Source organism: Micromonospora carbonacea, assembly GCF_014205165.1.
Lineage (GTDB): Bacteria > Actinomycetota > Actinomycetes > Mycobacteriales > Micromonosporaceae > Micromonospora > Micromonospora carbonacea.
Genome location: NZ_JACHMZ010000001.1, coordinates 6,742,463 through 6,767,510 on the forward strand (window position 1 = coordinate 6,742,463; position 25,048 = coordinate 6,767,510).

Below are 25,048 nucleotides of genomic sequence, written 5' to 3' on the forward strand. Positions count from 1 at the left end.
CCACGCCCGGCGACGCCGCCGTCGCCGGGCCGCGGCCCGTCCGGCGCGACGGCCCCTAGTGCCGGATCAGCTTGGCGCGGGGCCCGGCGGCGGTGGAGGATACGGAGGTGTCAGCGGAGGCGGGGCCGGCGGCGTTCGACGGTCCGGACGAGCGCGTCCGGCGGGTCCGGCTGCCCGCGGACCGGCGCACACCGGCCGCCGCCCGCGCCCTGGTCCGCTCCGTGCTCGCCGCCGCGCGGCTCGACGACCTGCTCAACGAGGCCCTGCTGCTCACCACCGAGCTGACCACCAACGCCGTCGAACACGCCCGCACCGAGCTGGACATCGAGGTCGTCGGCGACGACGTCGGCCTCACCGTGACGGTCTCCGACTTCGCCGCCGGGTCCGTCGACGAGCTGACCATCGGCGTACGCAACGACACCTCGGAGATCGACGAGGTGTCCGAGCGGGGCCGGGGGCTGCTGCTGGTGGACCACTTCGCCAGCCGGTGGGGCACGACCTACCTGCCCACCGGCAAGGGGGTGTGGTTCCGGCTGGACCGGGCCGGCGTCGCCGACGGGCAGCGGGTCGCCGCCGGCCCCCAGGCCGGCGCCGCCGGGGGCACGCCGACGTCGGCTGGCGGCGCGGAGCACGCGGGGCCCAGCGCCGGGGCGATGAGCGAGCTGATGCAGACCGCCCCCGACCAGTACGCCGACGACCCGCTGCCCGACTTCGCCACCGACCTGCTCACCCGGCTCGCCGAGATGGTCGGCGCGGCCGGCGGACTCGTCCGACTCGACCGGGGCGACGGGCTGGGCCGGCAGGTGCTGGCCCGCTACGGTCGCACCCCCCGCACCGGCAACGAGCTGCTGCGGGTGCCGCTGGCGGTGCACCGGCCGTACTCCGGGGAGCTGGAGCTGGACGCGGCCCCCTCGACGTACGCGCGGCCGCTCGCCGTGCTGACCGCCGAGCGGCTCTCGCTGCACCTGGAGAACGACCGGCTGCGCCGGGCCGACGTGCGGCGACAGGCCTGGCTGACGTTCCTGGCCGAGGCGGGCGAGCTGCTCGCCCAGTCCCTCGACGTCGAGCTGACGATGGTGCTGATCCCGCAGCTCGTCGTGCCCCGGCTCGGCCAGTGGTGCGCGGTGCACACGGCCGACGAGTGGGGCCGGCTGCGGCTCGCGGCGGCCACCCACGCCGACGAGTCGGTGCTGCCGCAACTGCACAAGGTGCTCCGCGAGACGGGGACGGACTCGGTGCAGTCCCGGCTGCGGGAGGCGTCCCGGATCGGGTCGCAGGTGCCGCTGGGCGGGCCGATGGAGGGCTTCGCCGTCCCGCTGGTGGCGCGCGGGCAGCGGCTCGGCACCCTGGCGGTGGGTCGCCACCAGCGGCACCGGCACGACCCCGACGAGGTGGCCGTGCTGGAGGACGTGGCCCGGCGGGCGGCCCTGGCCATCGAGAACGCCCGGATCCACGCCGAGCGGCGGCGGGTGGCGCAGGCGCTCCAGCGGTCGCTGCTGCCGCCGGTCCTGCCGGTCGTCGACGGCATCGGCTTCGCCGCCGAGTACGTGCCGACCGGCGACGACGCCGAGGTGGGTGGCGACTTCTACGACGTGCTCCCCCTGCCCGACGGGCGCTGGCTCGTGGTGGTCGGCGACGTGTCCGGCAAGGGGGTCGAGGCGGCGGCCGTCACCGGGCTGGTCCGCGACGTCATCCGGGTGCTGGTCAGCGACGGCAAGCCGCTGCCGGAGGCGCTGGGCCGGCTCAACAACACGCTGGTCGAGCGGGGCGGCGGGCGCTACTGCACGCTGGCGCTGGCGGCCGTCGGGCCGGGCGAGGGCGACCAGCTCGACGTGTCCCTGCACCTGGCCGGCCACGACCGCCCGGTGCTGCTGCGCGCCGGCGACGGTGCCGCGTTCGTCGGGGCCGGCGGCACCGCGCTCGGCCTGCTCGACGCGATCGCCTCCCCGGCCGCCGAGCTGAGCCTGACCCCCGGCGACTCGCTGATCTTCTACACCGACGGGGTGACCGAACGACGGCGCGGCCGGGAGCTGTTCGGCACGGAGCGGCTGCGGGAGTCCGCCGCGCCGCTGGCCGGCTACTCGGCCGACGTGGTGGCCGCCCGGCTGCGGTCGACGGCGATCGGGTTCTCGGCCGAGACGCCCCGCGACGACATCGCGATCCTGGTGCTGCGCAACGACCGCCGCTGACGCCCGGCCCGCCGGGCAGGCCCGCACCGGGCGCCGGGGGCCGGGGGGCGCGTCGGCGCTGCATGTCGGCGACATCGCGGTATCCCCGGCCCGGGATACCTCCATGTCGCCGACATGGCGACCCGGCCCGGCGGCCGCGGGGCGGGCGCGGGCGCGGGCGCATGGAGACGGAGGGGCGGGGCGCGGCGGGCCGGTCAGAGGCCGCCGGGGAGGCGGCCCGGGGCCAGGCGCTGGTGCGGGTCCAGGTATTCCTTCGCCGCCCGCAGCCGGGGCAGCGAGGCCAGCTCGCCCCACAGGTCGACGGCCTCCCGCACCGGCGGCGGCGCGGCGACCACCACGCACCGGCCCCGCCGGGCGAGCAGGACGGCCCGCACCCCGGCGACGATGGACGCCACCCGCTCGGCGGGCAGGGTGCCGGGCAGGCCGGCGTGCAGCACCCCCTGCCCGGCGGAGCCCCGCACCGGCACCGGGCCACCGGCCGCGTCGCGCAGCGCGTAGACGGCCGCGTGCAGGTCGCTGACCGGCACCTCGATGCGCAGCGCGGTCTCGCCGGGGCCGAACGGATAACGCCGCCACCACTGCGGCGCCGAGCTCTCGGTCTTCGCCTCTCCGCCCAGCAGGCCGCGCAGGCCGTCGGCGCGTTCGGCGACGTCGGCGGGACCGCCCTCCAGCAGCACGGTCAGGCTGCCCGCCCCGGCCGGGGTCACCGTGCGCCGGAACATGGCGGGGTGGCGGGCCCTGGCCAGGGCCTCCGGGGAGTCGGGGGGCAGCGGCGGGCGCACCCGGTTGGCCCGGGCCGGCAGGTCCAGCTCCACGGCCGCCGGGTCGAGCCGGGCGGCGAGCACCTCCCGGACCAGGTCGTCGACCTCCAGCGGGCTCCACACCGGGCGGGTGACCCAGGCGCGGCTGGCCGGCACCGGCTGCACCCGCAGGGTGGCCGAGACGAGCACGCCGAGGCCGCCCTGCGACCCGCACAGCAGCCGGGCCAGCTCCAGGCCAGGCGCGCCGCCGCCGGCACTGATCAGCTCGCCGGCCGCGTCCAGGTAGCGCAGGCCGACCAGTTGCTCGCAGGGACCGCCGTGGCGGTGCCGCAGCGGGCCGGACTCGTCGGTGGCCAGCACCCCGCCGACGGTGGCCCCGGGCGAGGGCGCGTCGAGGGCCAGCCGCAGCCCCGCCCGCTCCAGGGCGGCCTGGGCGGCCCGCAGCGGGGTGCCCGCGCCGATCTCGGCCACGCCGCCGTCGGCCGGCCGGTGGCAGATGCCGGCCAGCCGCCCGGTGTCGAGCATGATGTCGACGTGCGCGGGGGTGGCCCCCCAGTCGATCTTCGTGCCGGCGCCCCGGGGCACCACCGTCAGGTCGTGGGCGGCGGCCAGCCGCAGCACCTCGGCCGCGGCCTGCGGGGCGCCGGGCACGGCCACCCACCGGGCCTGCGCGCCGGCCACCTCGTCGGCCGCCCCCGCGAACCGTGCGAAGGGCGGGCCGCAGATCTCCGCCAGCCGACGGGTGATGCCCACTGCCCCGGACCGATCGATGGACCCCGCTGCTGCCGCCATGGCCGCAATCGTACATGTGTTCGAACAGCCGGTCGTGCCGCCGGGCCGGCGTCGGGCGTCGGTCTCGCCGGGCGAGTGCCGGCGTCCCGACGGACGGTAACCTGACCGGCGTGACCACCGAGACTCCCGTGCCCGTCGCCAAGCGGGTCCCCAGCGAGCGCACCCACCACGGCGACACCGTCGTCGACGAGTACGCCTGGCTGGCCGCCAAGGACGACCCGGAGACGATCGCCCACCTGACGGCGGAGAACGCGCACACCGAGGCGCGCACCGCCCACCTGGCGGAGCTGCGGGCCGCCCTGTTCGAGGAGACGCGCCGGCGCACCCAGGAGACCGACCTGTCGGTGCCGGCCCGCAAGGGCGGCCACTGGTACTACACCCGCACCGTCGAGGGCCAGCAGTACGGCGTGCACTGCCGCCGCGCGGTACGCGACGGCGAGACCGACCCGCCGGTCAGCGTGGACGGCGCCCCGCTCGACGGCGAGGAGGTGCTGCTCGACGGCAACCTGCTCGCCGAGGGGCACGACTTCTTCTCCCTCGGCGCGTTCGACGTGAGCCCCGACGGCCGCTGGCTGGCATACTCGACGGACTTCAGCGGCGACGAGCGGTTCACGCTGCGGGTCAAGGACCTGGGCACCGGTGAGGTGCTGGCCGACGAGGTGCCGGGCACGTTCTACGGCACGGCCTGGTCGGCCGACGCCTCGGTGCTGTTCTACGTGACCGTCGACGACGCCTGGCGGCCCCACCGGGTGTGGCGGCACCGGATCGGCACCCCGTCCACCGAGGACGTGGTGGTCTACCAGGAGGACGACGAGCGGTTCTGGGTCGGCGTCGAGCTGACCCGGTCGGAGAAGTTCGTCCTCATCGACATCCACAGCAAGATCACCAGCGAGGTGCTGGTCATCCCCGCCGGCAACCCCACCGGCGAGCCGGCGTCCGTCGCGCCCCGGCGGCAAGGCGTGGAATACAGCGTCGAGCACCACGGGCACCGCTTCCTGATCCTGCACAACGACGACGCCGAGGACTTCGCGCTCGCGTACACCTCGGCGGACGCGCCCGGCGACTGGGTGCCGCTGATCCCGCACACCCCCGGCACCCGGCTGGAGTCGGTCGACGCGTTCGCCGACCACCTGGTCGTGTCGCTGCGCACCAACGGGCTGACCGGGCTGCGCGTGCTGCCGGTCGGCGGCGGCGACGGTCACGACATCGACTTCCCCGAGCCGCTCTACAGCGTCGGGCTGGACAGCAACCCGGAGTACCGCACCCGGCAGGTCCGGCTGCGCTACGCCTCGCTGGTCGCCCCCGAGTCGGTGTACGACTACGACCTGGTCACCCGGGAGCTGACCCTGCGCCGCCGCAAGCCGGTCCTGCCCGGCCCGGACGGCCGCGAGTACGACCCGGCCGACTACGAGCAGCACCGGGACTGGGCGCTCGCCGACGACGGCACGCGCGTGCCGATCTCGCTGGTCTGCCGGGCCGGCACCCCCCGCGACGGCTCCGCCGGCTGCGTCATCTACGGCTACGGCTCGTACGAGGCGAGCATGGACCCGTGGTTCTCCGTCGCCCGGCTCTCCCTGCTGGACCGGGGCGTGGTCTTCGCCGTCGCGCACGTGCGGGGCGGCGGCGAGCTGGGCCGGTGCTGGTACGACCAGGGCAAGATGCTGGCCAAGAAGAACACCTTCACCGACTTCGTGGCCTGCGCCCGGCACCTGGTCAAGTCCGGCTGGACGTCGGCCGACCGGCTGGTGGCCCGGGGCGCGTCGGCCGGCGGCCTGCTGATGGGCGCGGTGGCCAACCTCGCGCCGGACGCGTTCGCGGGCATCGTCGCGCAGGTGCCCTTCGTGGACCCGCTCACCTCGATCCTCGACCCGTCGCTGCCGCTGACCGTCACCGAGTGGGAGGAGTGGGGCAACCCCCTCGACGACCCCGAGGTCTACGCGTACATGAAGTCGTACGCGCCGTACGAGAACGTGGCGGCGGTGGACTACCCGGCGATCCTCGCGGTGACCAGCCTCAACGACACCCGGGTCCTCTACCACGAGCCGGCCAAGTGGATCGCCCGGCTGCGGGCTGCCGCCCCGCAGGGCGACTACCTGCTCAAGACGGAGATGGGGGCCGGGCACGGCGGCCCCAGCGGCCGGTACGACGCGTGGCGCGAGGAGGCGTTCATCAACGCCTGGATCCTCGACCGCCTGGGCGCTGCGTAAGGAAGGGCCCCCTGTTAACGCATCCGGTCGAGAAGGGCACCCTTCTCACCACTGGTCACGCGGTGGTGACCAGGTCGGCGAGGACCTGCGGGTCGGCGTTGCCGCCGGTCACCACCGCGGCCGTACGCCCCGCCGGCAGCTCGCCCACGCGGAACAGCCGGGCGGCCGTGGCCACCGCGCCGCTGGGCTCGACGACCAGCCGGGCCTCGCGGATCAGGCGACCGGCGGCCGCCCGGATCTCCTCCTCGGTCACCGTGACGATGCCGTCGAGGCGGTCCCGCAGGTGGGCCAGCGTCAGCTCCGACAGGTTGGTGCGCAGCCCGTCCGCGCAGGTGCGGTAGGTCAGCTCCACGTCCCAGGTGACCACCCGCCCGGCGGCGAGCGAGTCCCGCGCGTCGGCGGCGAGCAGCGGCTCGACGCCGTACACGGCGGTCGACGGGCGCAGCGCCCGGACCGCCGTGGCGACCCCGGAGGCGAGGCCGCCGCCGCCGACGGGCACCAGCACCACGTCGACGTCGGGCAGGTCGGCGACGATCTCCGCCCCGACGGTGCCCTGACCGGCGATGATCCGCCGGTCGTCGAACGGCGGCACCAGGGTCGCCCCCGTCTCGGCGACGATCCGCCGGGCCTCCGCCAGCCGCCGGGCCGGCGGGACGAGCAGCACCTCCGCCCCGAACGCCCGCATCCGGGCGACCTTCACCTCCGGCGCGCCCTCGGGCACCACCACCGTGCACGGCACGCCGGCGGCCCGCGCCGCGTACGCGAGGGCCTGGCCGTGGTTGCCGGACGAGTGGGTGACCACCCCCCGGGCCCGCGCGCCGGGGTCGAGCCGGGCGACCGCGTGGGTGGCCCCGCGCAGCTTGAACGAACCGACCGGTTGCAGGCTCTCCGGCTTCAGCCACAGCCCGTCGTCCCACGGCGCGGCCAGCAGCGGCGTGCGCAGGACGGTCGGCGCGATGTCGGCGGCGGCGGCCCGGATGTCGTCGAGCGTCACGAGGTCCACGGCCCCATCCTGCCCCCCGAGGGTGGAGGTCAGTTCGGGGACCAGTTGGGGTCGCGGCCCATTCGGGCTACGGCGCGCTCCAGGGCGGTGGCGTTCGGCGGGGCGGTGACCGGGGCGGCGAAGGCACCCTGCTGCTGGCCCATGTCGCCCATCCGGTCCATGAACGCGTCAAGCGTGGCGATCACGGCCGGCGCGGCCTCGTACGGCTGGCCGGTGGCCCGCGCCAGGTCCCACGCGTGGACGGTCAGGTCGATCAGCGCCATGTCGCCGATGGTCTCCTGCGGCAGGCCCATCCCCGGCGACACGCCCTCCAGCGCGGCCGGATCGGCCCACGCCGCCACCAGCCGCTCCGTCTCGGCGGCGAACCGGGCCCGCCAGCCGTCGGTGAGCCGGTCGGTCTTGTCGGCCCAGTCCGCCGATTCCCGGGCGGCCATCGCCTGGAAGTTGACCACCACCTGAAAGAGATGCCCGAGCAGGTCCCGCACGGTGTAGTCCGCGCACGGGGTCGGCAGGTCGAACTGGTCGTCGGAGATCGCCCGGACCACCGCCACGGCGCGCGGCGCGGCATCCGCCAGCAGTTCACTAGTCTTCGTGGTCATAGGGGCAGCGTATGCAGCCCGGGAGGGCAAGCTTGAAGAAGTGCGACAGCGGCCCGCGCGCCGACAACCGGGGCATCCTCGACCCCGCGCGGCTGCGACGCGAGGTCCGCTTCCGCCGCCGTCTGCCCGCCGCCGCCCTGCTCCCGTACGTCGAGCACTACTGGCTGATCGACTGGGACCTCGATGAGCCGTTCGAGCAGCGGGTGCTCCCGCACCCGGCGGTCAACCTCGTCTTCCGCCGCGACCCGGCGGGCGGTCCGGCTTCCGGGTCCGCCGAGGTGGCCGGCGTCGGGCGGGAGCTGTTCCGGATCACCCTCGCCGGCACCGGCCGGGTCAGCGGCGTGCAGTTCCGCCCCGGCGGGTTCCGCCCGTTCTGGCCGCGACCGGTCGCCGAGCTGACCGGCGAGCGCCGCCCGCTGCCCGCCGGGCTCGTCGGGGGCCGGCACCCCTGTGACGGTACGGACGACGAGCGCGCCGCCACCCTCGACGCCCTCCTGCTCACCTGGCACCCCCGCCCCGTCTCGCTGCCGGCCTCCCGGTCGGCGGCCGGCGTCCCGGCGACCGGCCTGCCGGCGGCCGACCCGCCGACGGCGGAGGCGATGGCGCTGGCCGGGGAGATCCGCGCCGACCGCAGCGTGTTGCGGGTCGACGACCTGGCCCGCCGGCACGGCACCACCACCCGACGCCTGCAACGGCTGTTCCTCGACCACGTCGGCGTCGGCCCGAAGTGGGTGATCCGGCGGTACCGCATCCAGGAGGCGATCGAGCACGCCGCCGGCGGCGGACCGGTGGACTGGGCGGCCGTCGCCGCCGACCTCGGGTACGCCGACCAGGCCCACCTGATCCGCGAGTTCGCCGCCGCGACGGGCCTCACCCCGGCCGCGTACGCCCGCTCGCTCCATCGACCGGCGGGAAGCTCGCTCAGCCAGCCGGGGTGAAGCGGGTCAGCCAGCGGGGGCGAAGCGGGTCAGTCGGCCGGGGCGAGGCGGGTGAGGAAGGCTCCCCACGCCGCCGGGGCGAACGCCAGCACCGGGCCGGTGCGGTCCTTCGAGTCGCGCACGACCACCACGCCGGGCAGGTTGCCATGGGACCTGCGGAATCGCGGCCCGGACGCCCGGACGGCCCGGGCCGCGACCATTCACACAGTAACCGTAGCATCAGCAGAATGTGACCCCGGCGGGCCCGTTCGGTCGCCTTCCCCCGCGATTCCCCGGCCCGGGCGGGACCGCGCGGGGGCTCCGGCACGGCGGCACGCCCCCGCACCGCGTCGAGAAGGGACAGCCACAGTGGACGAACGACCCCGGGACCCGGCCCGCGAACACGCGACGCAGCCTCTCGAACGCCCGCCGGCCCGGGGGCATCTGCCGGTCCGGCCGATCTGGCTCTGCCGGGTCCGCGGCGGGCCGTGGCCCTGCTCGCCGGGCTGATGCTGAAGGCGGGCGAGCAGCGCGACGGGTGTTAGGAAGGGGCCCCTGTACAACAGAAAGCGTTAACAAGGTGCCCTTCCTTACCTCCGGCGGACCGCCACCACCGCCACGTCGTCCTGGATCTCCGTGGGGGCCAGCTCGACCACCAGCCGCTGGCAGAAGCCGTCCAGGTCGTCGTCGACCGCCTCGGCGCAGCGGGCCAGGGCTGCCAGTCCCTCGTCGATGGTGGCGTCCCGCCGCTCGATCAGCCCGTCCGTGTAGAGCACCAGCGTCGACCCGGCCGGCAGCACGAACTCCAGGTCGGCGGGGCGGTCCGCGCGCACGCCGAGCAGCGGCGCGGAGTGGTTGACGTACTCCACCTGGCCGGCGCGGCTGATCAGCGCCGGCAGGTGACCGGCGCTGGCGAGGCGGACCCGGCCGGTGCCGGGGTGCAGCAGCAGCACGCAGAGGGTGGCCAGCTCGCCGGGGAGCAGCGCGCGCATCAGCGCGTCGACCCGGGTCAGGACCACGCCGGGCGGATGTCCCTCGACCGCGTACGCCCGCACCGCGTGCCGCAGCTCGGCCATCACCGTCGCCGCGTGCAGCGAGTGGCCGGCCACGTCGCCGATGGCCACCAGCAGCTCGTCGCCGAGCATCACCAGCTCGTAGAAGTCCCCGCCCACCTCGGTCTGCGCGCTGGCCGGCTCGTAGCGGACGGCTAGGTCCAGCCCGGTCACCTCGGGCAGCCGGCGCGGCAGCAGGCTGCGTTGCAGGGTCACCGCGATCCGGTGCTCCTCGTCGAGGGTGCGCTGCGCCTCCACGGCCGCCGCGAGGGCCTGGGCGAGCTGCCGCACCACCGGGGCGTCGGGGAGCAGGGCCCGGGGCGGCACCGCCACGTAGATGGGGGACCGGTCGGGGCGCAGCCGGGCGACCGCGACGACCAGCTCCGGCTCGCCGCCCCAGTCGTGCACCGCCCATTCGGCCGGGTCCACCTGCTCGCGCAGGATCGCCCCGATCGGCACGTCGTCGGTCGGCATCGGCCAGGGGCGCACCACGGGCTCCGCGCCGGGGCCGGTGGTGGCGGCGGCGAGCGTGGTCCCGTCCATCGTCTCGGCCAGCACGACGACGGGGGTGCCGAGCATCTCCGCCGCGCCCTTCGCCGCGGCGACCATCAGCCGGGGGAAGGTCGGCGCGGAGTTGACGGCGAGGGTCGTCTCGGCGAGCCGGATGAGCCGGTCGGCAAGCTGCTCGGCGCGCTGCCGGGCCCGGTAGTAACGCAGCACCGCGTGGGCGGTGGCGACCAGCTCGTCGGGCTCGATGGGCTCGGCCAGGTAGGCGTCCGCGCCCCGGGTCAGGCCCTGCGCCCGGTCGTTGACGTCGACCGCGTGCGCCGACACGTGGATCACCGGCATCGCCGGGTGGGCCTTCTTGATCTGCTCGCAGACCTCGAACCCGGTCAGGTCGGGCAGCCGGACGTCGAGCACCACCAGGTCGATCGGGTCCACCCCGACCCGGGCCAGGGCCTCGCCGCCGCTCTCCGCCTCCAGCGTCGCGAAGCCGGCCCGGCTCAGCCAGCTCACCAGGAGGTAACGCTTGGTGCGGCTGTCGTCGACGACCAGCACGGTCCCCTGACCGCCGTCCACCGTCACGCCCCGTCGGTGGGCAGGACGACGGTGAAGGTGCTCCCCTGTCCCGGCCTGCTGACCAGCTCCAGGGCGCCGCCGAGCAGGTGCGTCACCCGCCGGGCGTACGGCAGGCCGAGGCCGGTGCCGCCGATGCGGGTGCTCCCCGGCACCTGGTAGAACTCCTCGAAGATCCGCTCGTGCAGCTCCGGGGCGATGCCCGCACCGGTGTCGGAGACGGACAGCCGCCACCGCCCGTCGCAGATCTCGGCGCGCAGCCGGACCTCGCCCCGCTCGGTGAACTTGAGCCCGTTGTGCAGCAGGTTACGCAGCACCTGGGCGAGCAGCACCTCGTCGGAGCGGACCGTGCCGGGCGGCGGCGGGTCCTCCACCACCAGCTCGACGCCGGGCTTGGTGGACAGCGCCCGCAGGGTGCCGCGGAGCTGGCCGAAGACCGCCCGCAGGTCGACCTCGGTCCAGGTCGGCTCCAGCCGCCCGGACTCGGCCTTGGCGAGGTCGAGCAGGTCGTTGACCAGGCCGAGCAGGTCGGTGGCGGAGTCCCGGATCAGCCCCACCTGGCGGGCCTGCTCGGCGGTGAGCGGGTCGGACGCGGAGTCGGCCAGCAGCCGGCTCAGCCCGATGACCGCGGTCACCGGGGCGCGCAGCTCGTGGCTGACGTTGGCCAGGAACCGGCTCTTGGACTCGCTGGCGGTGCGGAGCTGGGCCGACTTCTCGTCCAGCTCGGCGTAGAGCGCCACCACGCCCCGGTTGGTCTCCTCCAGCTCCTCGGTGAGCTGGTTGTAGAGCGCCATCACGCCCCGGTTGGTCTCCTGGAGCTCCTCGTTGAGCACGGCCAGCTCGTCGCGCTGGCTGCGCACCTCGTCGAGGGCGGCGATGAGCTGCTCGTTCTGGAGGGCGAGCTCGTCCAGGGCGCTGGCCGGAGCGGAGCTGCCGAGTTCGGCGCGCAGCTCGGCGAGGCGCTCCGGGGTCAGCGCCTGCGCGTTGGCCGGGACACGTCGGGACATCCTCACGACCGTATCGCCCCCGCGGCCCACCACGCCCAGCATGTCCACGAGGCGTGCCACCGCGCCGGACTGCGGCTCGTACCCATGGTGGGGCAGCGGGCGCGCCGGGGCCAGGTCGACGCGCAGGTGGACCGGGCCCTGCACCTCGACGACGACGGAGAAGGTGACGTCCGCACCGCCGCAGAGGCGCAGCAGGTCCCGGGCCACCTCGCTCAGCGCGGTGGCGAGCCGGACCTGGTCCTGGTGTTCCAGCCCGACCGCCTCGGCCACCTCCCGGCCCCGCTGCCGGACGAGGAAGATGTCGTGCTCGACCCGCAGCGCCATCTGGAGCAGCGACGGGCCGCCCGCCGGGCCCGTCACCAGGGCGCCCTCGCGGCGAGTACGCACGCGTCGTCCCGCCGCACCCCGGCGTCGCGCAGCACGGTCGCGGCCAGCACCAGCGGGGCGCGCCCGGCCAGGCCGGGATAGTCGTCGAGCTGCCAGCGGTCCGCCACCCCGTCACTGTGCATCACCAGCGTCGCCCCGGCGGGGAAGGCGTACTCGTATTCGCGGACGACGGGTCGCTGGTGGCCGGCGATGCCGGGCAGGGAGACGAGCCCGCGCCGCCGCTCGCCCTCGGCGAGCACGGTCGCCGCGATGTTGCCGAGTCCGGCGTACCGGAGCAGGTGGGCCTCCCCGTCCAGCTCGGCGACGGCCAGCGCGGCCCCCCGGGTGTGCGACATCGACCGGTGCAGGTGCTGCACCACGGCGGCCGGCGGGGCGGCCGGGGCGGCCCGGAACGCGGCGAGCGCCGCGTCGGTCGCGGACGCGGCCAGGGGGCCGTGCCCGAGCCCGTCGCAGACGAGCACCTGGTGCCGCCCCTCGGCGACCCGGGCGGCGTACCCGTCGCCGCTGACCGCCTCACCGGTCAGCGGCCGGGTCAGCGCCCCGGCCCAGGACTGCTCCGGGGCGGGCCCCTTCGGCCAGACCTGCACGGCGAGCACGGTGCCCCGGCCGGGGCGGGAGTAGCCGTCGAACCAGTCCGCCTGGCGCATGATCGCGCCGAGGCCGATGCCGAGCGTGCCGGCGGTGGAGTGGCCGTCCCGGGAGGAGACCGTGAGGTCGGCCATGCCCGGCCCGGAGTCGATGGCGACGAGTTCCACGCCGGCCCGGTCGCCGACGCGCACGGGGCGCAGCAGCAGCACCCCGTCGTCGGCGTGCTTGACCAGGTTGCTGGTCAGCTCGGCGGCGACGATGGCCAGGTCGGCGGTGCGGGCGTCGCCGATGCCGAGCTGCCCGCCCAGCCGTTCGGCGGCCCGCCGGACCGCGCTGGCCGCGCTGCCGCTCTCGACCCGGAACCAGAGGCCGTGGTCGGAAACGGCGTCCGGGGTCATCGGGACCACTTGGTGACCGTGATCCGGGTGCCCCGCCCCGGGCCGGTGTCGATGGCGAACTCGTCGACGAGGCGGCGGGCGCCGCTGAGGCCGAGCCCGAGGCCGCCGCCGGTGGTGTAGCCGTCGGTGAGGGCCAGGTCCAGGTCGGCGATGCCGGGGCCGTCGTCGGCGAAGACGATCCGCACCCCGCGCCGCAGGCCGTTGTCCACGACGGACACCTCGGCGCTGCCGCCTCCGCCGTAGACCAGGGTGTTGCGCGCCAGTTCGCTGGCGGCGGTGACCAGCTTCGTCTGGTCGACCAGCGAGAGCCGGACCGCCACCGCGACCGTGCGCACCAGCTGGCGGACCCGCACCACGTCCTCGTCGCTGCGGATCGCCTGGGCCTGCGGGTGGCCCAGGTCGACGCCCGCGGTCACCTCGTGTCCGTGGGCTGGTCGCCGGGCTCGTCGAGGTCGTAGTGGTCGTCGCGGGTCGCCGCGATCAGCTCCATGCCCCGCTCCACGTTGAGGGCGGTGCGGATGCCGTTGAGCGACAGGCCCAGCTCGACCAGGGTGATGGCGACGGCGGGACGCATCCCGACCACCACCGTCTCGGCGTCGAGCACCTTGGAGATGGAGGCGATGGTGGAGAGCATCCGGCCGACGAACGAGTCGACGATGTCCAGCGCCGTGATGTCGATGATCACGCCGTGGCAGCCGGTGGCGACGATCCGCTCGGCCAGGTCCTCCTGGAGCTGCACCGCCGTCTGGTCGGACATGTCGACCTGGATCGAGACGAGCAGGATGTCGCCGATCTTCAGGACCGGCACCCGCTCCATCAGGACTCCCGGCGCGGCTGGCGGCGCGCCGTTTCCACGCCTGTCAGCCGCAACACGTGTCGCAGCGCGTCGGCGAGGCTGGCCTTGGTGGCGATGTCGCCGAACTCGATGCCGAGGGCGACGATGGTCTGGGCGATCTGCGGACGGATGCCGGAGATGATGCAGTCGGCGCCCATCAGCCGGGCGGCCACCACGGTCTTGAGGATGTGCTGGGCGACCTGGGTGTCGACCGCCGGCACGCCGGTGATGTCGATGATCGCGTACGGCGAGCCGGTGTCGACGAGGGTCTGGAGCAGCCGCTCCATCACCACCTGGGCGCGGGCGGAGTCGAGCGTGCCCACCAGCGGGACGGCGACCACGCCCTCCCAGATCTTCACGACCGGGGTGGAGAGTTCGAGCAGCTGCTCGGCCTGGTCGGCGATCAGGCTCTCCCGGGTGCGGACGAAGCTCTCGAAGGTGAACAGCCCCATCTGGTCGACCAGGGCGGAGAAGGCAACGTAGTCGCGCAGCGCCGTGTCGGCGGCGTCGGCCTCCAGCAGCTCCAGCAGGACGTCCTTGAGGGCGTACACGCTGATCGCCGTCTCGGTGGCGGTGAAGCCCTGCCGGGCCCGGCCCCGGGACAGCTCGGCCAGCACGGCGCGCAGCTCGCCGGCCGATTCGGACTCCAGGTCGAACCCGCCGCCGCGGGCGGCCTCGATGACGGCGCGGTGCAGCTCCTGCACCTGGCGACGCAGCTCCGCCTGACTGAGCCGGCCGCGTAGCGAGGCGGCCAGCAGCTCCGCCCAGCGCTGGGTGATCCGCTCGGCGTGCCCGTCGAGCAGACCGGTCAGGCGACCGCTTTCCTCCGCGCTCAACGCCACGGCATCCTCCCTAGGACCTGGATCGGCCGGACTCTACCACCGGGTAGCCGGGAAGTAGTTGTCCCACGGCAACGACATGACGACCGGCACCCCGGCGCTCCCGGTTCTGCGCCGAACCCCGCTCGTGGGATACGGTTCCACCGATAACAGCAGGAGGTCGGCGAATGTCCTTGACGGTGCAGACGGAACAGCGCGGCGACGTGGTCGTCGTGTCGGTCGCGGGCGAGCTGGACATGGCGACGGCCCCGCAGCTCCAGGACCAGATCACGGACCTGCTGGACAAGGGCCGCAGCCGTCTCGTGTTCGACCTGGCGGAGGTTTCGTTCTGCGACTCGACCGGGCTGTCGGTGTTCGTGCGCGCCAAGAACAGCTGCGACGAGGCCGGGGGCGTGGTCCGACTGGCCGCGCCGCAGCGCGGGGTGCTGCGCATCCTGGAGGTCAGCGGGCTCGTCGAGGTGCTGCACACCTACCCGACGGTGGAGCAGGCCGTCGCGGGCGACCCCACGCCGACCTCCTCCTGACCGCTCACCTCGTTCTCTCGTCCTCGACGAAGCGGGGGCGGGCGATGACCAGGCCCGCGCCCGTCTGCACGGCGAGGGCGGCGAGCAGGAACCCGATCGGCGCGGTCCACCCGCCGGTCGCCTCGTAGAGGACGCCGACCAGCAGCGGCCCGAGCGCCGCGATCACATAGCCGGTGCTCTGCGCGAACGCCGACAGCGCCACCGTCCCCTCCGCCGTGCGGGCGCGCAGCCCGATGGTGGTGAGGATCAGCGGGAACGCGCCCTGGCCGAGGGCGAGCAGGGCCACCCAGAGCAGCGCGCCGCCGCGCGGCGCGAGCGCCAGCCCCAGGTAGGACGCGGCCGAGAAGGCGGTCAGCCCGAACACCAGCGGGCGCAGCGTCCGCAGCCGGCCGGCGAGCGTCGGCATCAGCAGCGCCACCGGCACGCCGAGCGCGGTCACCCCGGCCAGCAGCAGCCCGGCCGTCTCCGGGCGGAAGCCGGCGTCGCGGAAGAGCTGGGCCAGCCAGCCCATGATCGCGTACCCGCTCAGCGACTGCGCGCCGAAGTAGACCGCCATCGCCCAGCCAAGCCGCGTCCGCGCCGGCCGCACCCGGGCCGGGGCGGCGACGGCCAACGCGCCGGTGGCGGCCCGTCGCGCGGCGCGGGCCCGCAGCGCCAGGGGCACCCACGGGAGTACGGCCAGCGCGGCCAGCCCGGCCCAGACCCCGAGCCCGGCCCGCCAGGAGCCGAAGGCGTGCGCCACCGGCACCGCCGACGCGGCGGCCACCGTCGTGCCCGTCGTCAACGCCATCGTGTACGCCCCGGTGACCAGCCCGGTGCGGTGCGGGAAGTGCTGCTTCACCAGCATCGGCAGCAGGATGTTCGCCACCGCGATGCCGGCCAGCGCGAGCGCGCTGGTGGCCACGAAGACCAGCGCGGAGTCGGTGACCACGCGCAGCACCTGCCCGACGGCGAGGGCCGTCATGGCGACCACGAGCACCCGGGCCGGGGCGTACCGCCGGACCAGCCAGGGGGTGAGCGCGCCGAGCCCGGCGAAGGCGATCGTCGGCAGGGTGGTGACGAGACCGGCCATCGCCCCGGAGAGCCCGAGGCCGGTGCGGACCTCGCCGAGCAGCGCGCCGAGGCTGGTCACGGCGGCGCGCAGGTTGAGGGCGACCAGCAGCATCCCGGCCAGCACCAGCAGGCCGCCGGTCGCGGGCTTCGGGCCGGGGGCCGGGGTGACGGGCGCGGGGGCCGGGGCCACGTCGACGGTCGGTCGAGGCCGGGCTGCCCCGGTGACGGGTTCCGCGATGACGGTCGGTGGCGGGGTCATGGTCTTCAACCTACAATCATGGGATGAATCCTGGGCAGGTGATGTAACCAGTGCCACCGTCGGCTGATTCCGCACCTCCGCCCGGCCCGGCCGCCCGACCCGACCCCACGCCCCCGCCCGACCCCGCATCCCCGCCCGGTGCCGCCGCGCCGCCGCCCCGGGGCCAACGCGTCCGGCAGACGACCGAGCAGCTCCGGGCCCGCATCCTCGGCGGCGAGTGGCCGGTGGGCGGCCGCATCCCCACCGAGCCGCAACTCGTCGCCGCCCTCGGCGTGGGGCGCAACACCGTCCGGGAGGCCGTCCGCGCCCTGGTGCACGCCGGGGTGCTGGAGTGCCGGCAGGGCTCCGGGACGTACGTGGTGTCGACCGACGAGCTGGCCCCCGTGGTGGCCCGCCGACTCACCGACGACCGGATGACCGAGGTCGTCGAGGTGCGCCGCGCCTTCGAGGTGGAGGCGGCGCGACTGGCCGCGCTGCGGCGTACCCCGGCGGACCTGGCCGCCCTCGACGGCGCGCTCGCCGCCCGGGAGGCCGCCTGGCGCGCGGGCCGGGTCGACGAGTTCGTCGAGGCCGACGCGGCCCTGCACACGGCGGTGGTGGCCGCCGCACACAACCGCATGCTCGCCGAGCTGTACGCGTCGGTCGGCGCGGCGCTGCGCAGCACGATCAGCCAGGCGACGGGCGACGCGCTGGAGCCCGAGCGGTACGTCGACCACGCCCGCCTGGTGGACGCGATCCGGGCCGGCGACCCGGACTTGGCGGCCCGGGAGGCTGGTGCTTTCCTGGAGCCCTCCCCGGGGGAATAGGTTGCCCGGGAACCGAACCGGACACCACGGGAGTGACGGATGCTCAAGGGCTTCAAGGACTTCATCATGCGCGGCAACGTCGTCGACCTCGCGGTCGGCGTCGTCATCGGCGCGGCGTTCACGGGCGTGGTCACCCAGCTGACCAAGTCGTTCCTGGACCCGCTGATCCGCGTCCTCGTGCTGCTGATCACCGGCAGCGACAAGGGCCTCGCCGGCACGGCCCCGAAGTTCCGGGGCATCGCCTTCGACTGGATCGCCTTCGTCAACGCGGCGATCACCTTCCTGCTCACCGCGGCGGCGCTCTACTTCCTGGTCGTCTTCCCGATGAACAGGCTGGCCGAGCGGCGCAAGCGCGGCGAGGAGCCGCCGCCCGCCGCCCCCAGCGAGGAGGTCAAGCTGCTCACCGAGATCCGGGACGCGCTGGTGACCGCCGGCCACACCACCCCCGGCCAGCAGCGGGGGGCCCTGGACGACGTGCTCGGCCGCAACCCGGAGCCCCCGGCCGCGCGCTGACGCCCACCGCGACACAATCCGGCCCTCACGGGATCCCGTGGGGGCCGGATTATGTCGTACACATGTTCGATAGAGTCCGGCCATGGAACAGCGTAAGCACTGGTGGAACGGCAAATGGGGGCGGCTGGCCCGGCGGGACGTCTTCCTCCGGGTCGACGGCGACCGGTGGCACGTCGAGCAGCGCGCCGGGGGCGCGGAGGGGGTCTCCCGGTTCTACGAGCACCCGAGCGCGGAGGAGGCCGAGGAGACCGTCCGCGCGCTGCTCGCCGGAACGGACGGGTGGCGGGAACTGTCCCCCCGGCCGCCGTCCGGATGGGCCTGACCGGCGCGGCGTTTAGTCCGGTGGCCGGGCGGGAACCGCCCCGGGATGGAGCAGCAGGGGACGGATCAGCAGGCGGGCATCTCCCGCGTCACCACCGGGATGCCCGTGGTCGACGTGACCGGCGTCGAGGTCGGCACCGTGGACCTCGTCCAGCGGGGCGACCCGAACGCGCTGACCGTGCAGGCGTCGACCGCCCCCACCGCCGACCCGGGCGGCAGCCTGGACGAGTTGATCGAATCCGCGGCGGTCGAGGAGCCGGACGTCCCGGCCGACCTGGCCGCCCGCCTGCTGCGCACCGGCTACCTGAAGGTCTCCACCGACCACGCCCCGACCGGCGCGGTCTACGTGCTCGCCGACCAGATCGCCGCCGTCGCCGACGGCCGGGTACGCCTCGACGTCCTCGCGGCGAGCCTCCCCGCCGAGGAGTGACCCCAGCGGGCCTCGATCGACGCCGGTCCCTTGATCGACTTCATGTCGGCGACATCGCGGTATCCCGGGGCGGTTTTCCCCACCATGTCGCCGACATGGAGTCGATCTAGCGCTCCGCCGGCCCAGCCGACGCGGGCTCGACGGGCGCGGGCGGCGCGACCGGCGCGGGCTCGACCGGCGCGGGCTCGACCGGCGCGGGCTCGACCGGCGCAGGCGGCGCGGTGGGGTCGCCCGCACGGCGGCGACGCAGCAACAGCAGCATCAACCAGCCGGCGAGCAGCCCCCAGAACGCGCCCCCGACGCCGAGCAGGCTCACCCCGGAGGCGGTGACGACGAAGGTCACCACGGCCGCCTCCCGGGTCGCCGGGTCGGCGACGGCCGCCGACACCGCGCCGGCCAGCGCGGCGAGCAGCGCGAGCCCCGCCACGGCCTCGATCAGCACGGGCGGGGAGAGCAGCACGAGGGCGGTGGCGACGCCCGCGCCGAGGCCGAGCAGCGCCAGCCCGACCCCCGCCGTGACCGAGGCGACCCAGCGGCGCTCCGGGTCCGGGTGGGCGTCGGGGCCGGCGGCCAGCGCGGCGGTGATCGCGGCGAGGTTGACCGCGTGCCCGCCGACCGGCGCGCCGATCGCGCTGGCCAGGCCGGTGACCCGCAGCGCGGAGCCTAGCGGGGGGCGGTAGCCGTACCCGGTGAGCACCGCCATCCCGGGGACGTTCTGCGCGGCCATGGTGACCAGGAACAGCGGCAGGGCCAGCCCGATCACCGCCGGCACCGTCCACTCGGGCGCGGTGAGGACGAACACCGGCCGCAGGCCGTGCGCGCCGATGCCGCCCGGCGTGGTCGCGGCGATGGCGACCGCCGCCGCGACGAGTGCGGCGGGCACCGCCCAGCGCCGGGCGAAGCGGTGCAGGACGAGCCAGGTGACGACCACCGGCGCGGCCAGCTTCGGCACCTCGACCAGGGCGCGGACCGGCGCGGTGCACAGCGGCAGCAGCACCCCGGCCAGCATCGCGGCGGCGATCGGCCCGGGGATCGCGGCCACCGCCCGGCCGAGGGCCGGGAAGAGGCCGGCGGCGACGATCAGCGCACCGCAGACGACGAACGCGCCGACGGCCGCCGGCCAGCCGCCGGGGACCGGGCCGGTGGCCACCAGCAGCGCCGCCCCGGGGGTGGACCAGGCGATCGCCATCGGCAGCCGGTGGCGCAGGCCCAGCCACACCGCGCAGAGGCCGGACGCGACGCTGACCGCGAGCAGCCCGGAGGCCGCCTGCCGCTCGTCGGCGCCGACGGCGCGCAGCCCGGCGAGCACGACGGTGAACGAGCTGGCGAAGCCGACGAGCGCGGTCACCACCCCGGCGAGCACGGGTTGCAGCAGGCCGGCCACGTCTTCCCCCTTCGCCGTTCCGTTTACGGAACGATGGCGTGTAGCACGATAGCGGGATGGAGTCGCCGACACCAACCCCCCGAACGGCCCGGGAGCAGGCAGTCACGGACGCCGGCACGGTCGGCGCCCGGGTGCGCGCCCTGCGCGAGGAGCGCGGCCTGTCACTGTCCACGCTGGCCCGGCTCGCCGGGGTGGGCAAGGCCACCCTCTCCGGCCTGGAGAACGGCACCCGCAACCCCACCCTGGAGACGCTCTACGCCGTGACCGCCCAGCTCGGGGTGCCGCTGACCGCGGCGCTCTCCGGGCCGGCGGCGACCCCCACGGTGCGCGGGGCGGCGGTGAGCGCCACCCTGCTGGAGGTGTTCACCGAGGCCGGGGCGACGTACGAGCTGTACCGGATGCGGGTCGCCCCCGGCGTCGGGCAGCTCTCCCCCGCGCACCAGCCCGGGGTCACCGAGCACGTCACCGTCTTCGCCGGGCAGCTCCGCGCCGGGCCGGTGGACGCCCCGCTGACCGCCGGTCCCGGCGGCCACCTGCGGTGGACGTCGGACGTGCCGCACGGCTACGCGGCGATCGGCGACGAGGAGGTGTGGGCGAGCCTGCTGCTGCGCTACCCCCGCCGCTGATCGTTCGGGCCGGTCGACCGTTCGGGCCGCCGGCCGGTCGGCCACCCGCGCCGACACAAGATTCTTTTCGGGCCGACCCCGGAGGGCGTAGAGACGCCGGGCGGGTCTTCTTGGCAAGCTTGTCGTATGACGCTGATCCTCCGCTCGGCCATCCTCAACGACGTCGGCCTCGTGCGGACCAACAACGAGGATTCCGCCCTCGCCGGTGACCGCCTCGTCGCCGTCGCCGACGGGATGGGTGGCCTGCCGGCTGGTGAGGTGGCGAGCGAGATCGTCATCCGCATCCTCGACGAGCTGGACCCGCCCACCACCACCGAGGGGGCCGCCGACGCGCTGCGGGCCGTGGTGAGCACCGCCAACCAGCGGATCCGGGCCGCCATCTCCGTCGACCCGGCGCGCGAGGGCATGGGTACGACGCTCACGGCCGGCCTGCTCGCCGGGGACGTCCTGGTCCTCGCGCAGGTCGGCGACTCCCGCTGCTACCTGCTGCGGGACAGCGAGCTGACCCAGCTCACCCGGGACGACACGTTCGTGCAGGCGCTCGTCGACCAGGGCGCGCTCTCCCCGGACCAGGCGCGGCACCACCCGCAGCGGTCGCTGGTGACCCGCGCCGTGCAGGGCGCCGACACGCCCCCGGCGATCGGCACGCTCACCGTCTTCGGCGGCGACCGGCTGCTGCTGTGCAGCGACGGGCTCTCCGACTACGTGGACGACGCGGCGATCGCCGCCGCCCTCGCCATGTACGGCGACCGCCAGCAGTGCGGCGAGCAGCTCGTGAAGCTCGCCCACCAGGCCGGCGCGCCCGACAACGTCACCGTCGTCGTCTCCGACGTCAGCGCGCTCGCATGACCATCCGCCGGTTGACCAACGCCGAACGGCCGGCCACCTCCTTCCCGCTCCAGGCGTACGCCTTCGAGGCGTCCCCGATGCGGGCCGGGCGGGCCGAGGAGTTCCGCAGCTACCTGCCCTACCACGAGGCCACCCGCACCCTCGTCGCCGAGGAGGGCGGCGAGACGGTGGCCACCGTGTCGGCCATCCCGATGCGGCAGAACCTGCGCGGGGCGGTGCTGCCGATGGCCGGCGTCGCCGGGGTCGCCACCCACCCGCTGGCGCGGCGGCGCGGGCACGTCCGGGACCTGCTGCGCCAGCTCCTCGACGAGATGCGCGACGAGGGGCACCCGCTGACCACGCTGTACCCGTTCCGCGCGTCGTTCTACGAGCGCTTCGGCTACGTCGGGCTGCCCCGGGCGCGCACGGTGGCCTTCGCCCCGGCCGACCTGGCCCCGCTGCTGCGCGCGGACCTGCCCGGCGAGCTGGCCTGGGGCCGCAGCGGCGTCGGGTACGCCGACCACCGCGCCTTCACCGAGCGCTGCCTGGCCGAGCGGCACGGGTTCGCGGTCTTCCCCGACACCAGGGCGGTGCGGCAGCGCGACGACGACGACCGGTGGCAGCTCACCGCCCGCGTCGACGGCGAGACGGTCGGCGTGCTGACGTACCGGATCGACGACCACGGCGGCGAGCTGGCCGGCGACGACCTGCTGGTCGCCGACCCGTACGCCCGGTCCCTGATCCTGCAGTTCCTCGCCCGACACGTCGACCAGGTGGAGCGGGTCCGCCTGCGGATCCCGGCGGACGAGCTGCCCGAGCTGTGGCTGACCGACCTGGCCGTGCACGTCGAGGCGCGGGTCGCCCGGCCAGGGTCGTCCGCGCCGATGGCCCGGCTGCTCGCGCTCGACGCGCTGGCCGGTCTCCCGGCCGGGCCGGGGCGGGTCCGGGTGGAGCTGACCGGGGACCGGTGGCTCGCCGGCACCCACCTGCTCGACGGCGCGACCGGTCGGCTGGAGCTGCCCGGCGACGCCGGCACCGCCGGGTCCGTGCCGGCGGCGACGCTCACGGCGGCCGGGCTCTCCGCCCTGGCGTACGGGGTGCTGGACCCGGCGGAGGTCGACGTCCGGGGCCTGGGCCGGGTGCCGGCGGACGCCGCCGCCGAGCTGCGCCGGCTCTTCCCCCGCCGGTTGCCATACCTCTTCGCGGACTTCTAGACCCTGGCCGCGGCGAGCGGGTGCTGTTTCGCGGCTCGGGGGCGCGGGTAGCGTCCTGCGGATGCCGGAATGGTCGCAAGCGGGTGGTTGGGGGCTGCTGGCCGGGTCGGCGCTGCTGCTCGGGGCGGCGCTGGGCTGGTTCGTGCCCGTACCGCGCCGGGTCATCGCGTCGATCATGGCCTTCGGGGCCGGGGTGCTGCTCTCCGCCGTCTCCTTCGAGCTGATCGCCGAGGCGCACGAGCAGGGCGGCCTGTTGCCCACCACGGTCGGGGCGGCCGGCGGCGCGGTCGCGTACACCGGGGCGAACGTCCTGCTGGCCCGGCGGGGCGCGCGGCACCGCAAGCGCTCCGGCGCGCAGCCGTCGGAACAGGACGCGCCCGGCTCCGGGTCGGCGATCGCGGTGGGCGCGCTGCTCGACGGGATCCCCGAGTCGGTGGTGATCGGCGCGAGCCTGCTCACCGGCGGCCCGGTCAGCCTGGTCACGGTCGTCGCGGTCTTCCTCAGCAACGTGCCGGAGGGCCTGTCCAGCGCCGCCGGGATGCGCCGGGCCGGCCGGAGCAGCCGGTACGTCTTCGCCCTGTGGGCCGGGATCGCCCTGGTCAGCGGCCTCGCGGCGCTCGCCGGCTACACGCTGCTGGGTGGCGCGCCGCCGGAGGTGCTGGCCTCGATCACCGCGCTGGCAGCCGGCGCGATCCTCGCGATGATCACCGACACCATGGTCCCCGAGGCGTTCGAGGACGCGCACCTGCTGGTCGGCCTGATCACGGTCGCCGGCTTCCTGACCGCCTTCGCGCTCTCCCACGCCTGAGTGCGCTCCGGGCGCGGGCGAGGTCGGTAGGGGTTGGTGTGGCCGGGCGGGCGGCGGGCCACCCCGACCAGGTCCAGGCCCCGTTCCCGGCGTAGCCGGCGCAGCAGCGCCGTCCCGGCGTTCCCGCTCGCCCCCACCACCACGATCCGCATGCCTGGCCCCGTACCCGCTGCGCGGGGGCCGAACCGCGCGGGGCGTCAGGGTCGGGGGGAGGTGCGTACCCAGCTCTGCCGCTGCCGGCGGTCCCGGCTGCGCCCGGTGGCGGCCAGGCAGCGCGGGCAGACGTGGCCCACCGCGTCGGCGGCGGTGAGCACGTCGGTCGGGGAGTAGTCGAAGCGGACGTGCGGGAAGCGGCGCAGCCCGGCCCTGCTCAGGGGCAGCCCGCACAGGGTCTGGTTCTGCCCGGGCAGCCAGGCGTGCACCTCGCCGCCGGGCCGGCGCACCCCGTCGGGGCCGGTCTCCTCGCTCGACGCCGCCACCGCCGGCGCGCTGCTGATCCGCATGTCCTCCGCTTCCCCCGTCGGGGGCGATCCATCCGCCGCTCGCGGCGGGATCGACCGGGGCCTCGCTCCTGGTCACGGTGCTTCAATGGTGGGCATGCCACTCGACGAGCTGCGCGTTCTGCTGGCCCGGCATGCCCGGCCCGACCTGAGCACGGGCATCCCCGATGTCCGTATCTTCCGCGCCGACCGGCCCAACCCGCCGACGCCGACCACCTACGGCAAGGTGCTGGCCCTCGTCGCCCAGGGCACGAAGCGGTTCGCGCTCGGCGACCGCGTGTACGAGTACCAGGCCGGCGACTATCTCGTCGCCTCGGTCGACCTGCCGGTGACCGCGCACTTCGCCCGCGCCAGCCCGGAGGAGCCGGCGCTCGGCTTCGGCCTGACCCTCCACCCGGCGGCCGTCGCCGAGGTGCTGCTCCAGGCGGACCCGGCGGGCCTGCCGGAGCCTGCCGCCGACACACCGGCGGGCCTGGCCGTCAGCCGGGCCCCCGTCGAGCTGCTCGACGCCGCCGTCCGGTTGCTGCGCCTGCTCGACCAGCCCCGCGACATTCCCATGATCGCGCCCCTGATCAAGCGGGAGATCATCTGGCGGCTGCTCACCGGCGAGCAGGGCGGCGTCCTGCGCCAGTTCGGCCTGCCCGACAGCAGCCTCAGCCACGTCGCCCGGGCCGTCCAGTGGATCCGCGACAACTTTGCGCAGCCCTTCCGGGTCGAGGACGTGGCGCAGCAGGCGGGGATGAGCGTCTCCGCGTTCCACCGCAACTTCCAGGCCGTCACCTCGATGAGCCCGATCCAGTACCAGAAGCAGATCCGCCTGCAACGCGCGAGGCTGCTGCTCGCCGCCAGCCCCGGCGACATCGCCGGGGTCAGCCGCCGCGTCGGCTACGAGAGCCCCGCACAGTTCAGCCGCGAATACCGCCGGCAGTTCGGGGGCCCGCCCCGCCAGGACGCGGCCCGCCTGCACGCCCGGACCGCCCCGCGGGTCACGTCCCACGACAGTTGACCAGAACTCGCGTTTCCTTGCGCGATCCTGCCCGCCTGCCGGACGGACGTCCGGATGGCGGAACGTCCCCGGTAGCCTGCCCGGACAGAAGGCAAGGTCGGCCGGGGCCGACGGACGACGACGGG

25 protein-coding genes and 1 pseudogene are annotated in these 25,048 nt (G+C 75.5%); 13 read left to right on the forward strand and 13 right to left on the reverse strand.

The genetic code is table 11. The features are described from left to right. The first annotated feature begins 107 nt into the window (after nucleotides 1–107). Nucleotides 108–2,189: a SpoIIE family protein phosphatase gene (locus HDA31_RS28190; protein WP_178062937.1), complete on the forward strand. Its 2,082-nt coding sequence runs from the start codon at nucleotides 108–110 to the stop codon at nucleotides 2,187–2,189. A gap of 194 nt (nucleotides 2,190–2,383) precedes the next feature. Here the strand turns inward: HDA31_RS28190 and HDA31_RS28195 are convergent, their stop codons facing one another. Then, a complete protein-coding gene (locus HDA31_RS28195) occupies nucleotides 2,384–3,742 on the reverse strand; it encodes an FAD-binding oxidoreductase (RefSeq protein WP_178062936.1) in 1,359 nt (452 codons plus the stop codon). A gap of 110 nt (nucleotides 3,743–3,852) precedes the next feature. Between HDA31_RS28195 and HDA31_RS28200 the strand changes: the two genes are divergently transcribed. After that, a complete protein-coding gene (locus HDA31_RS28200) occupies nucleotides 3,853–5,949 on the forward strand; it encodes a S9 family peptidase (RefSeq protein WP_178062935.1) in 2,097 nt (698 codons plus the stop codon). A 55-nt stretch (nucleotides 5,950–6,004) separates the two neighbouring features. Here HDA31_RS28200 and HDA31_RS28205 read toward each other — a convergent pair whose 3' ends face one another. After that, nucleotides 6,005–6,952 (reverse strand): threonine ammonia-lyase, encoded by a 948-nt coding sequence (locus tag HDA31_RS28205; protein WP_178062934.1) that lies wholly within the window; start codon nucleotides 6,950–6,952, stop codon nucleotides 6,005–6,007. Between the two features lie 29 nt (nucleotides 6,953–6,981). Continuing rightward, nucleotides 6,982–7,551 (reverse strand): TIGR03086 family metal-binding protein, encoded by a 570-nt coding sequence (locus HDA31_RS28210; RefSeq protein WP_178062933.1) that lies wholly within the window; start codon nucleotides 7,549–7,551, stop codon nucleotides 6,982–6,984. Between the two features lie 32 nt (nucleotides 7,552–7,583). Here HDA31_RS28210 and HDA31_RS28215 point away from each other — a divergent pair, with 32 nt between their 5' ends. Further along, a complete protein-coding gene (locus tag HDA31_RS28215; RefSeq protein WP_246384265.1) occupies nucleotides 7,584–8,489 on the forward strand; it encodes a helix-turn-helix domain-containing protein in 906 nt (301 codons plus the stop codon). Between the two features lie 29 nt (nucleotides 8,490–8,518). Here HDA31_RS28215 and HDA31_RS28220 read toward each other — a convergent pair. The 7 genes and pseudogenes from HDA31_RS28220 to HDA31_RS28250 all read right to left on the reverse strand — a co-directional run. After that, nucleotides 8,519–8,635: pseudogene (locus HDA31_RS28220) on the reverse strand (DUF397 domain-containing protein); the annotation flags it as partial. Between the two features lie 423 nt (nucleotides 8,636–9,058). Further along, nucleotides 9,059–10,600: a SpoIIE family protein phosphatase gene (locus HDA31_RS28225; protein ID WP_178067023.1), complete on the reverse strand. Its 1,542-nt coding sequence runs from the start codon at nucleotides 10,598–10,600 to the stop codon at nucleotides 9,059–9,061. A 2-nt stretch (nucleotides 10,601–10,602) separates the two neighbouring features. Next, entirely contained in the window at nucleotides 10,603–11,928 is a 1,326-nt protein-coding gene (locus HDA31_RS28230; protein WP_178067022.1) for an ATP-binding protein, read from the reverse strand. A gap of 32 nt (nucleotides 11,929–11,960) precedes the next feature. After that, on the reverse strand, nucleotides 11,961–12,977 hold the full coding sequence (locus HDA31_RS28235) for a SpoIIE family protein phosphatase (RefSeq protein ID WP_178062930.1): 1,017 nt from the start codon (nucleotides 12,975–12,977) through the stop codon (nucleotides 11,961–11,963). After that, complete coding sequence (locus HDA31_RS28240; protein WP_178062929.1) at nucleotides 12,974–13,393, reverse strand: ATP-binding protein; 420 nt, start codon at nucleotides 13,391–13,393, stop codon at nucleotides 12,974–12,976. Before HDA31_RS28240 ends, HDA31_RS28235 begins: the two co-directional genes overlap by 4 nt. Then, nucleotides 13,390–13,794 carry an STAS domain-containing protein gene (locus tag HDA31_RS28245; RefSeq protein WP_178062928.1) on the reverse strand — a complete coding sequence of 135 codons (405 nt, stop codon included), beginning with the start codon at nucleotides 13,792–13,794 and terminating at the stop codon, nucleotides 13,390–13,392. Before HDA31_RS28245 ends, HDA31_RS28240 begins: the two co-directional genes overlap by 4 nt. Further along, entirely contained in the window at nucleotides 13,794–14,654 is an 861-nt protein-coding gene (locus tag HDA31_RS28250) for an STAS domain-containing protein (RefSeq protein ID WP_178062927.1), read from the reverse strand. The genes HDA31_RS28245 and HDA31_RS28250 overlap by 1 nt, the downstream gene beginning before the upstream one ends. A 164-nt stretch (nucleotides 14,655–14,818) precedes the next feature. On the opposite strand from HDA31_RS28250, the gene HDA31_RS28255 reads away from it, so the two are divergent. Continuing rightward, the gene (locus tag HDA31_RS28255) at nucleotides 14,819–15,175 is read left to right on the forward strand and encodes an STAS domain-containing protein (protein ID WP_178062926.1); all 357 of its coding nucleotides are present in this window, start codon (nucleotides 14,819–14,821) and stop codon (nucleotides 15,173–15,175) included. Nucleotides 15,176–15,179: 4 nt separating this feature from the next. Here the strand turns inward: HDA31_RS28255 and HDA31_RS28260 are convergent, their stop codons facing one another. Further along, the gene (locus HDA31_RS28260; protein WP_221487866.1) at nucleotides 15,180–16,340 is read right to left on the reverse strand and encodes an MFS transporter; all 1,161 of its coding nucleotides are present in this window, start codon (nucleotides 16,338–16,340) and stop codon (nucleotides 15,180–15,182) included. Nucleotides 16,341–16,537: 197 nt separating this feature from the next. Between HDA31_RS28260 and HDA31_RS28265 the strand changes: the two genes are divergently transcribed. The 4 genes from HDA31_RS28265 to HDA31_RS28280 all read left to right on the forward strand — a co-directional run bounded on the left by HDA31_RS28265 (nucleotide 16,538) and on the right by HDA31_RS28280 (nucleotide 18,557). Beyond that, nucleotides 16,538–17,293 (forward strand): FadR/GntR family transcriptional regulator, encoded by a 756-nt coding sequence (locus HDA31_RS28265; protein WP_246384264.1) that lies wholly within the window; start codon nucleotides 16,538–16,540, stop codon nucleotides 17,291–17,293. Between the two features lie 39 nt (nucleotides 17,294–17,332). Next, complete coding sequence (gene mscL, locus HDA31_RS28270) at nucleotides 17,333–17,806, forward strand: large conductance mechanosensitive channel protein MscL (RefSeq protein ID WP_178062925.1); 474 nt, start codon at nucleotides 17,333–17,335, stop codon at nucleotides 17,804–17,806. 82 nt (nucleotides 17,807–17,888) lie between these two features. Then, nucleotides 17,889–18,128 carry a hypothetical protein gene (locus HDA31_RS28275; protein ID WP_074475507.1) on the forward strand — a complete coding sequence of 80 codons (240 nt, stop codon included), beginning with the start codon at nucleotides 17,889–17,891 and terminating at the stop codon, nucleotides 18,126–18,128. Between the two features lie 45 nt (nucleotides 18,129–18,173). Next, nucleotides 18,174–18,557, forward strand: a complete 384-nt coding sequence (locus HDA31_RS28280; protein ID WP_178062924.1) for a hypothetical protein — start codon at nucleotides 18,174–18,176, stop codon at nucleotides 18,555–18,557. 106 nt (nucleotides 18,558–18,663) lie between these two features. On the opposite strand, the gene HDA31_RS28285 is transcribed toward HDA31_RS28280, so the two are convergent. Then, the gene (locus tag HDA31_RS28285; protein ID WP_178062923.1) at nucleotides 18,664–19,941 is read right to left on the reverse strand and encodes a benzoate/H(+) symporter BenE family transporter; all 1,278 of its coding nucleotides are present in this window, start codon (nucleotides 19,939–19,941) and stop codon (nucleotides 18,664–18,666) included. Nucleotides 19,942–19,997: 56 nt separating this feature from the next. On the opposite strand from HDA31_RS28285, the gene HDA31_RS28290 reads away from it, so the two are divergent. The 4 genes from HDA31_RS28290 to HDA31_RS28305 all read left to right on the forward strand — a co-directional run bounded on the left by HDA31_RS28290 (nucleotide 19,998) and on the right by HDA31_RS28305 (nucleotide 23,417). Continuing rightward, complete coding sequence (locus HDA31_RS28290) at nucleotides 19,998–20,567, forward strand: helix-turn-helix domain-containing protein (RefSeq protein ID WP_221486709.1); 570 nt, start codon at nucleotides 19,998–20,000, stop codon at nucleotides 20,565–20,567. A gap of 126 nt (nucleotides 20,568–20,693) precedes the next feature. Further along, nucleotides 20,694–21,416 (forward strand): PP2C family protein-serine/threonine phosphatase, encoded by a 723-nt coding sequence (locus HDA31_RS28295; RefSeq protein WP_178062922.1) that lies wholly within the window; start codon nucleotides 20,694–20,696, stop codon nucleotides 21,414–21,416. Next, nucleotides 21,413–22,609: a GNAT family N-acetyltransferase gene (locus tag HDA31_RS28300; RefSeq protein ID WP_178062921.1), complete on the forward strand. Its 1,197-nt coding sequence runs from the start codon at nucleotides 21,413–21,415 to the stop codon at nucleotides 22,607–22,609. Before HDA31_RS28295 ends, HDA31_RS28300 begins: the two co-directional genes overlap by 4 nt. A gap of 61 nt (nucleotides 22,610–22,670) precedes the next feature. Continuing rightward, entirely contained in the window at nucleotides 22,671–23,417 is a 747-nt protein-coding gene (locus HDA31_RS28305; protein ID WP_178062920.1) for a ZIP family metal transporter, read from the forward strand. A 197-nt stretch (nucleotides 23,418–23,614) separates the two neighbouring features. On the opposite strand, the gene HDA31_RS28310 is transcribed toward HDA31_RS28305, so the two are convergent. After that, nucleotides 23,615–23,920: a hypothetical protein gene (locus HDA31_RS28310; protein WP_178062919.1), complete on the reverse strand. Its 306-nt coding sequence runs from the start codon at nucleotides 23,918–23,920 to the stop codon at nucleotides 23,615–23,617. A gap of 94 nt (nucleotides 23,921–24,014) precedes the next feature. Between HDA31_RS28310 and HDA31_RS28315 the strand changes: the two genes are divergently transcribed. Continuing rightward, entirely contained in the window at nucleotides 24,015–24,923 is a 909-nt protein-coding gene (locus HDA31_RS28315; protein WP_178062918.1) for an AraC family transcriptional regulator, read from the forward strand. Nucleotides 24,924–25,048 lie beyond the last annotated feature (125 nt).

Excerpts from the sequence above, each read along its gene's own strand:
- HDA31_RS28305 (WP_178062920.1), top strand. The coding sequence starts at position 22,671 with ATGCCGGAATGGTCGCAAGCGGGTGGTTGGGGGCTGCTGGCCGGGTCG.
- HDA31_RS28300 (WP_178062921.1), top strand. The coding sequence starts at position 21,413 with ATGACCATCCGCCGGTTGACCAACGCCGAACGGCCGGCCACCTCCTTC.
- HDA31_RS28245 (WP_178062928.1), bottom strand. The coding sequence starts at position 13,794 with ATGGAGCGGGTGCCGGTCCTGAAGATCGGCGACATCCTGCTCGTCTCG.
- HDA31_RS28290 (WP_221486709.1), top strand. The coding sequence starts at position 19,998 with ATGGAGTCGCCGACACCAACCCCCCGAACGGCCCGGGAGCAGGCAGTC.
- HDA31_RS28255 (WP_178062926.1), top strand. The coding sequence starts at position 14,819 with ATGTCCTTGACGGTGCAGACGGAACAGCGCGGCGACGTGGTCGTCGTG.
- HDA31_RS28310 (WP_178062919.1), bottom strand. The coding sequence starts at position 23,920 with ATGCGGATCAGCAGCGCGCCGGCGGTGGCGGCGTCGAGCGAGGAGACC.
- HDA31_RS28280 (WP_178062924.1), top strand. The coding sequence starts at position 18,174 with ATGGAGCAGCAGGGGACGGATCAGCAGGCGGGCATCTCCCGCGTCACC.
- HDA31_RS28235 (WP_178062930.1), bottom strand. The coding sequence starts at position 12,977 with ATGACCCCGGACGCCGTTTCCGACCACGGCCTCTGGTTCCGGGTCGAG.
- HDA31_RS28195 (WP_178062936.1), bottom strand. The coding sequence starts at position 3,742 with ATGGCGGCAGCAGCGGGGTCCATCGATCGGTCCGGGGCAGTGGGCATC.
- HDA31_RS28275 (WP_074475507.1), top strand. The coding sequence starts at position 17,889 with ATGGAACAGCGTAAGCACTGGTGGAACGGCAAATGGGGGCGGCTGGCC.
- HDA31_RS28295 (WP_178062922.1), top strand. The coding sequence starts at position 20,694 with ATGACGCTGATCCTCCGCTCGGCCATCCTCAACGACGTCGGCCTCGTG.
- HDA31_RS28260 (WP_221487866.1), bottom strand. The coding sequence starts at position 16,340 with ATGCTGCTGGTCGCCCTCAACCTGCGCGCCGCCGTGACCAGCCTCGGC.
- HDA31_RS28230 (WP_178067022.1), bottom strand. The coding sequence starts at position 11,928 with ATGGCGCTGCGGGTCGAGCACGACATCTTCCTCGTCCGGCAGCGGGGC.
- HDA31_RS28315 (WP_178062918.1), top strand. The coding sequence starts at position 24,015 with ATGCCACTCGACGAGCTGCGCGTTCTGCTGGCCCGGCATGCCCGGCCC.
- mscL (WP_178062925.1), top strand. The coding sequence starts at position 17,333 with ATGCTCAAGGGCTTCAAGGACTTCATCATGCGCGGCAACGTCGTCGAC.
- HDA31_RS28210 (WP_178062933.1), bottom strand. The coding sequence starts at position 7,551 with ATGACCACGAAGACTAGTGAACTGCTGGCGGATGCCGCGCCGCGCGCC.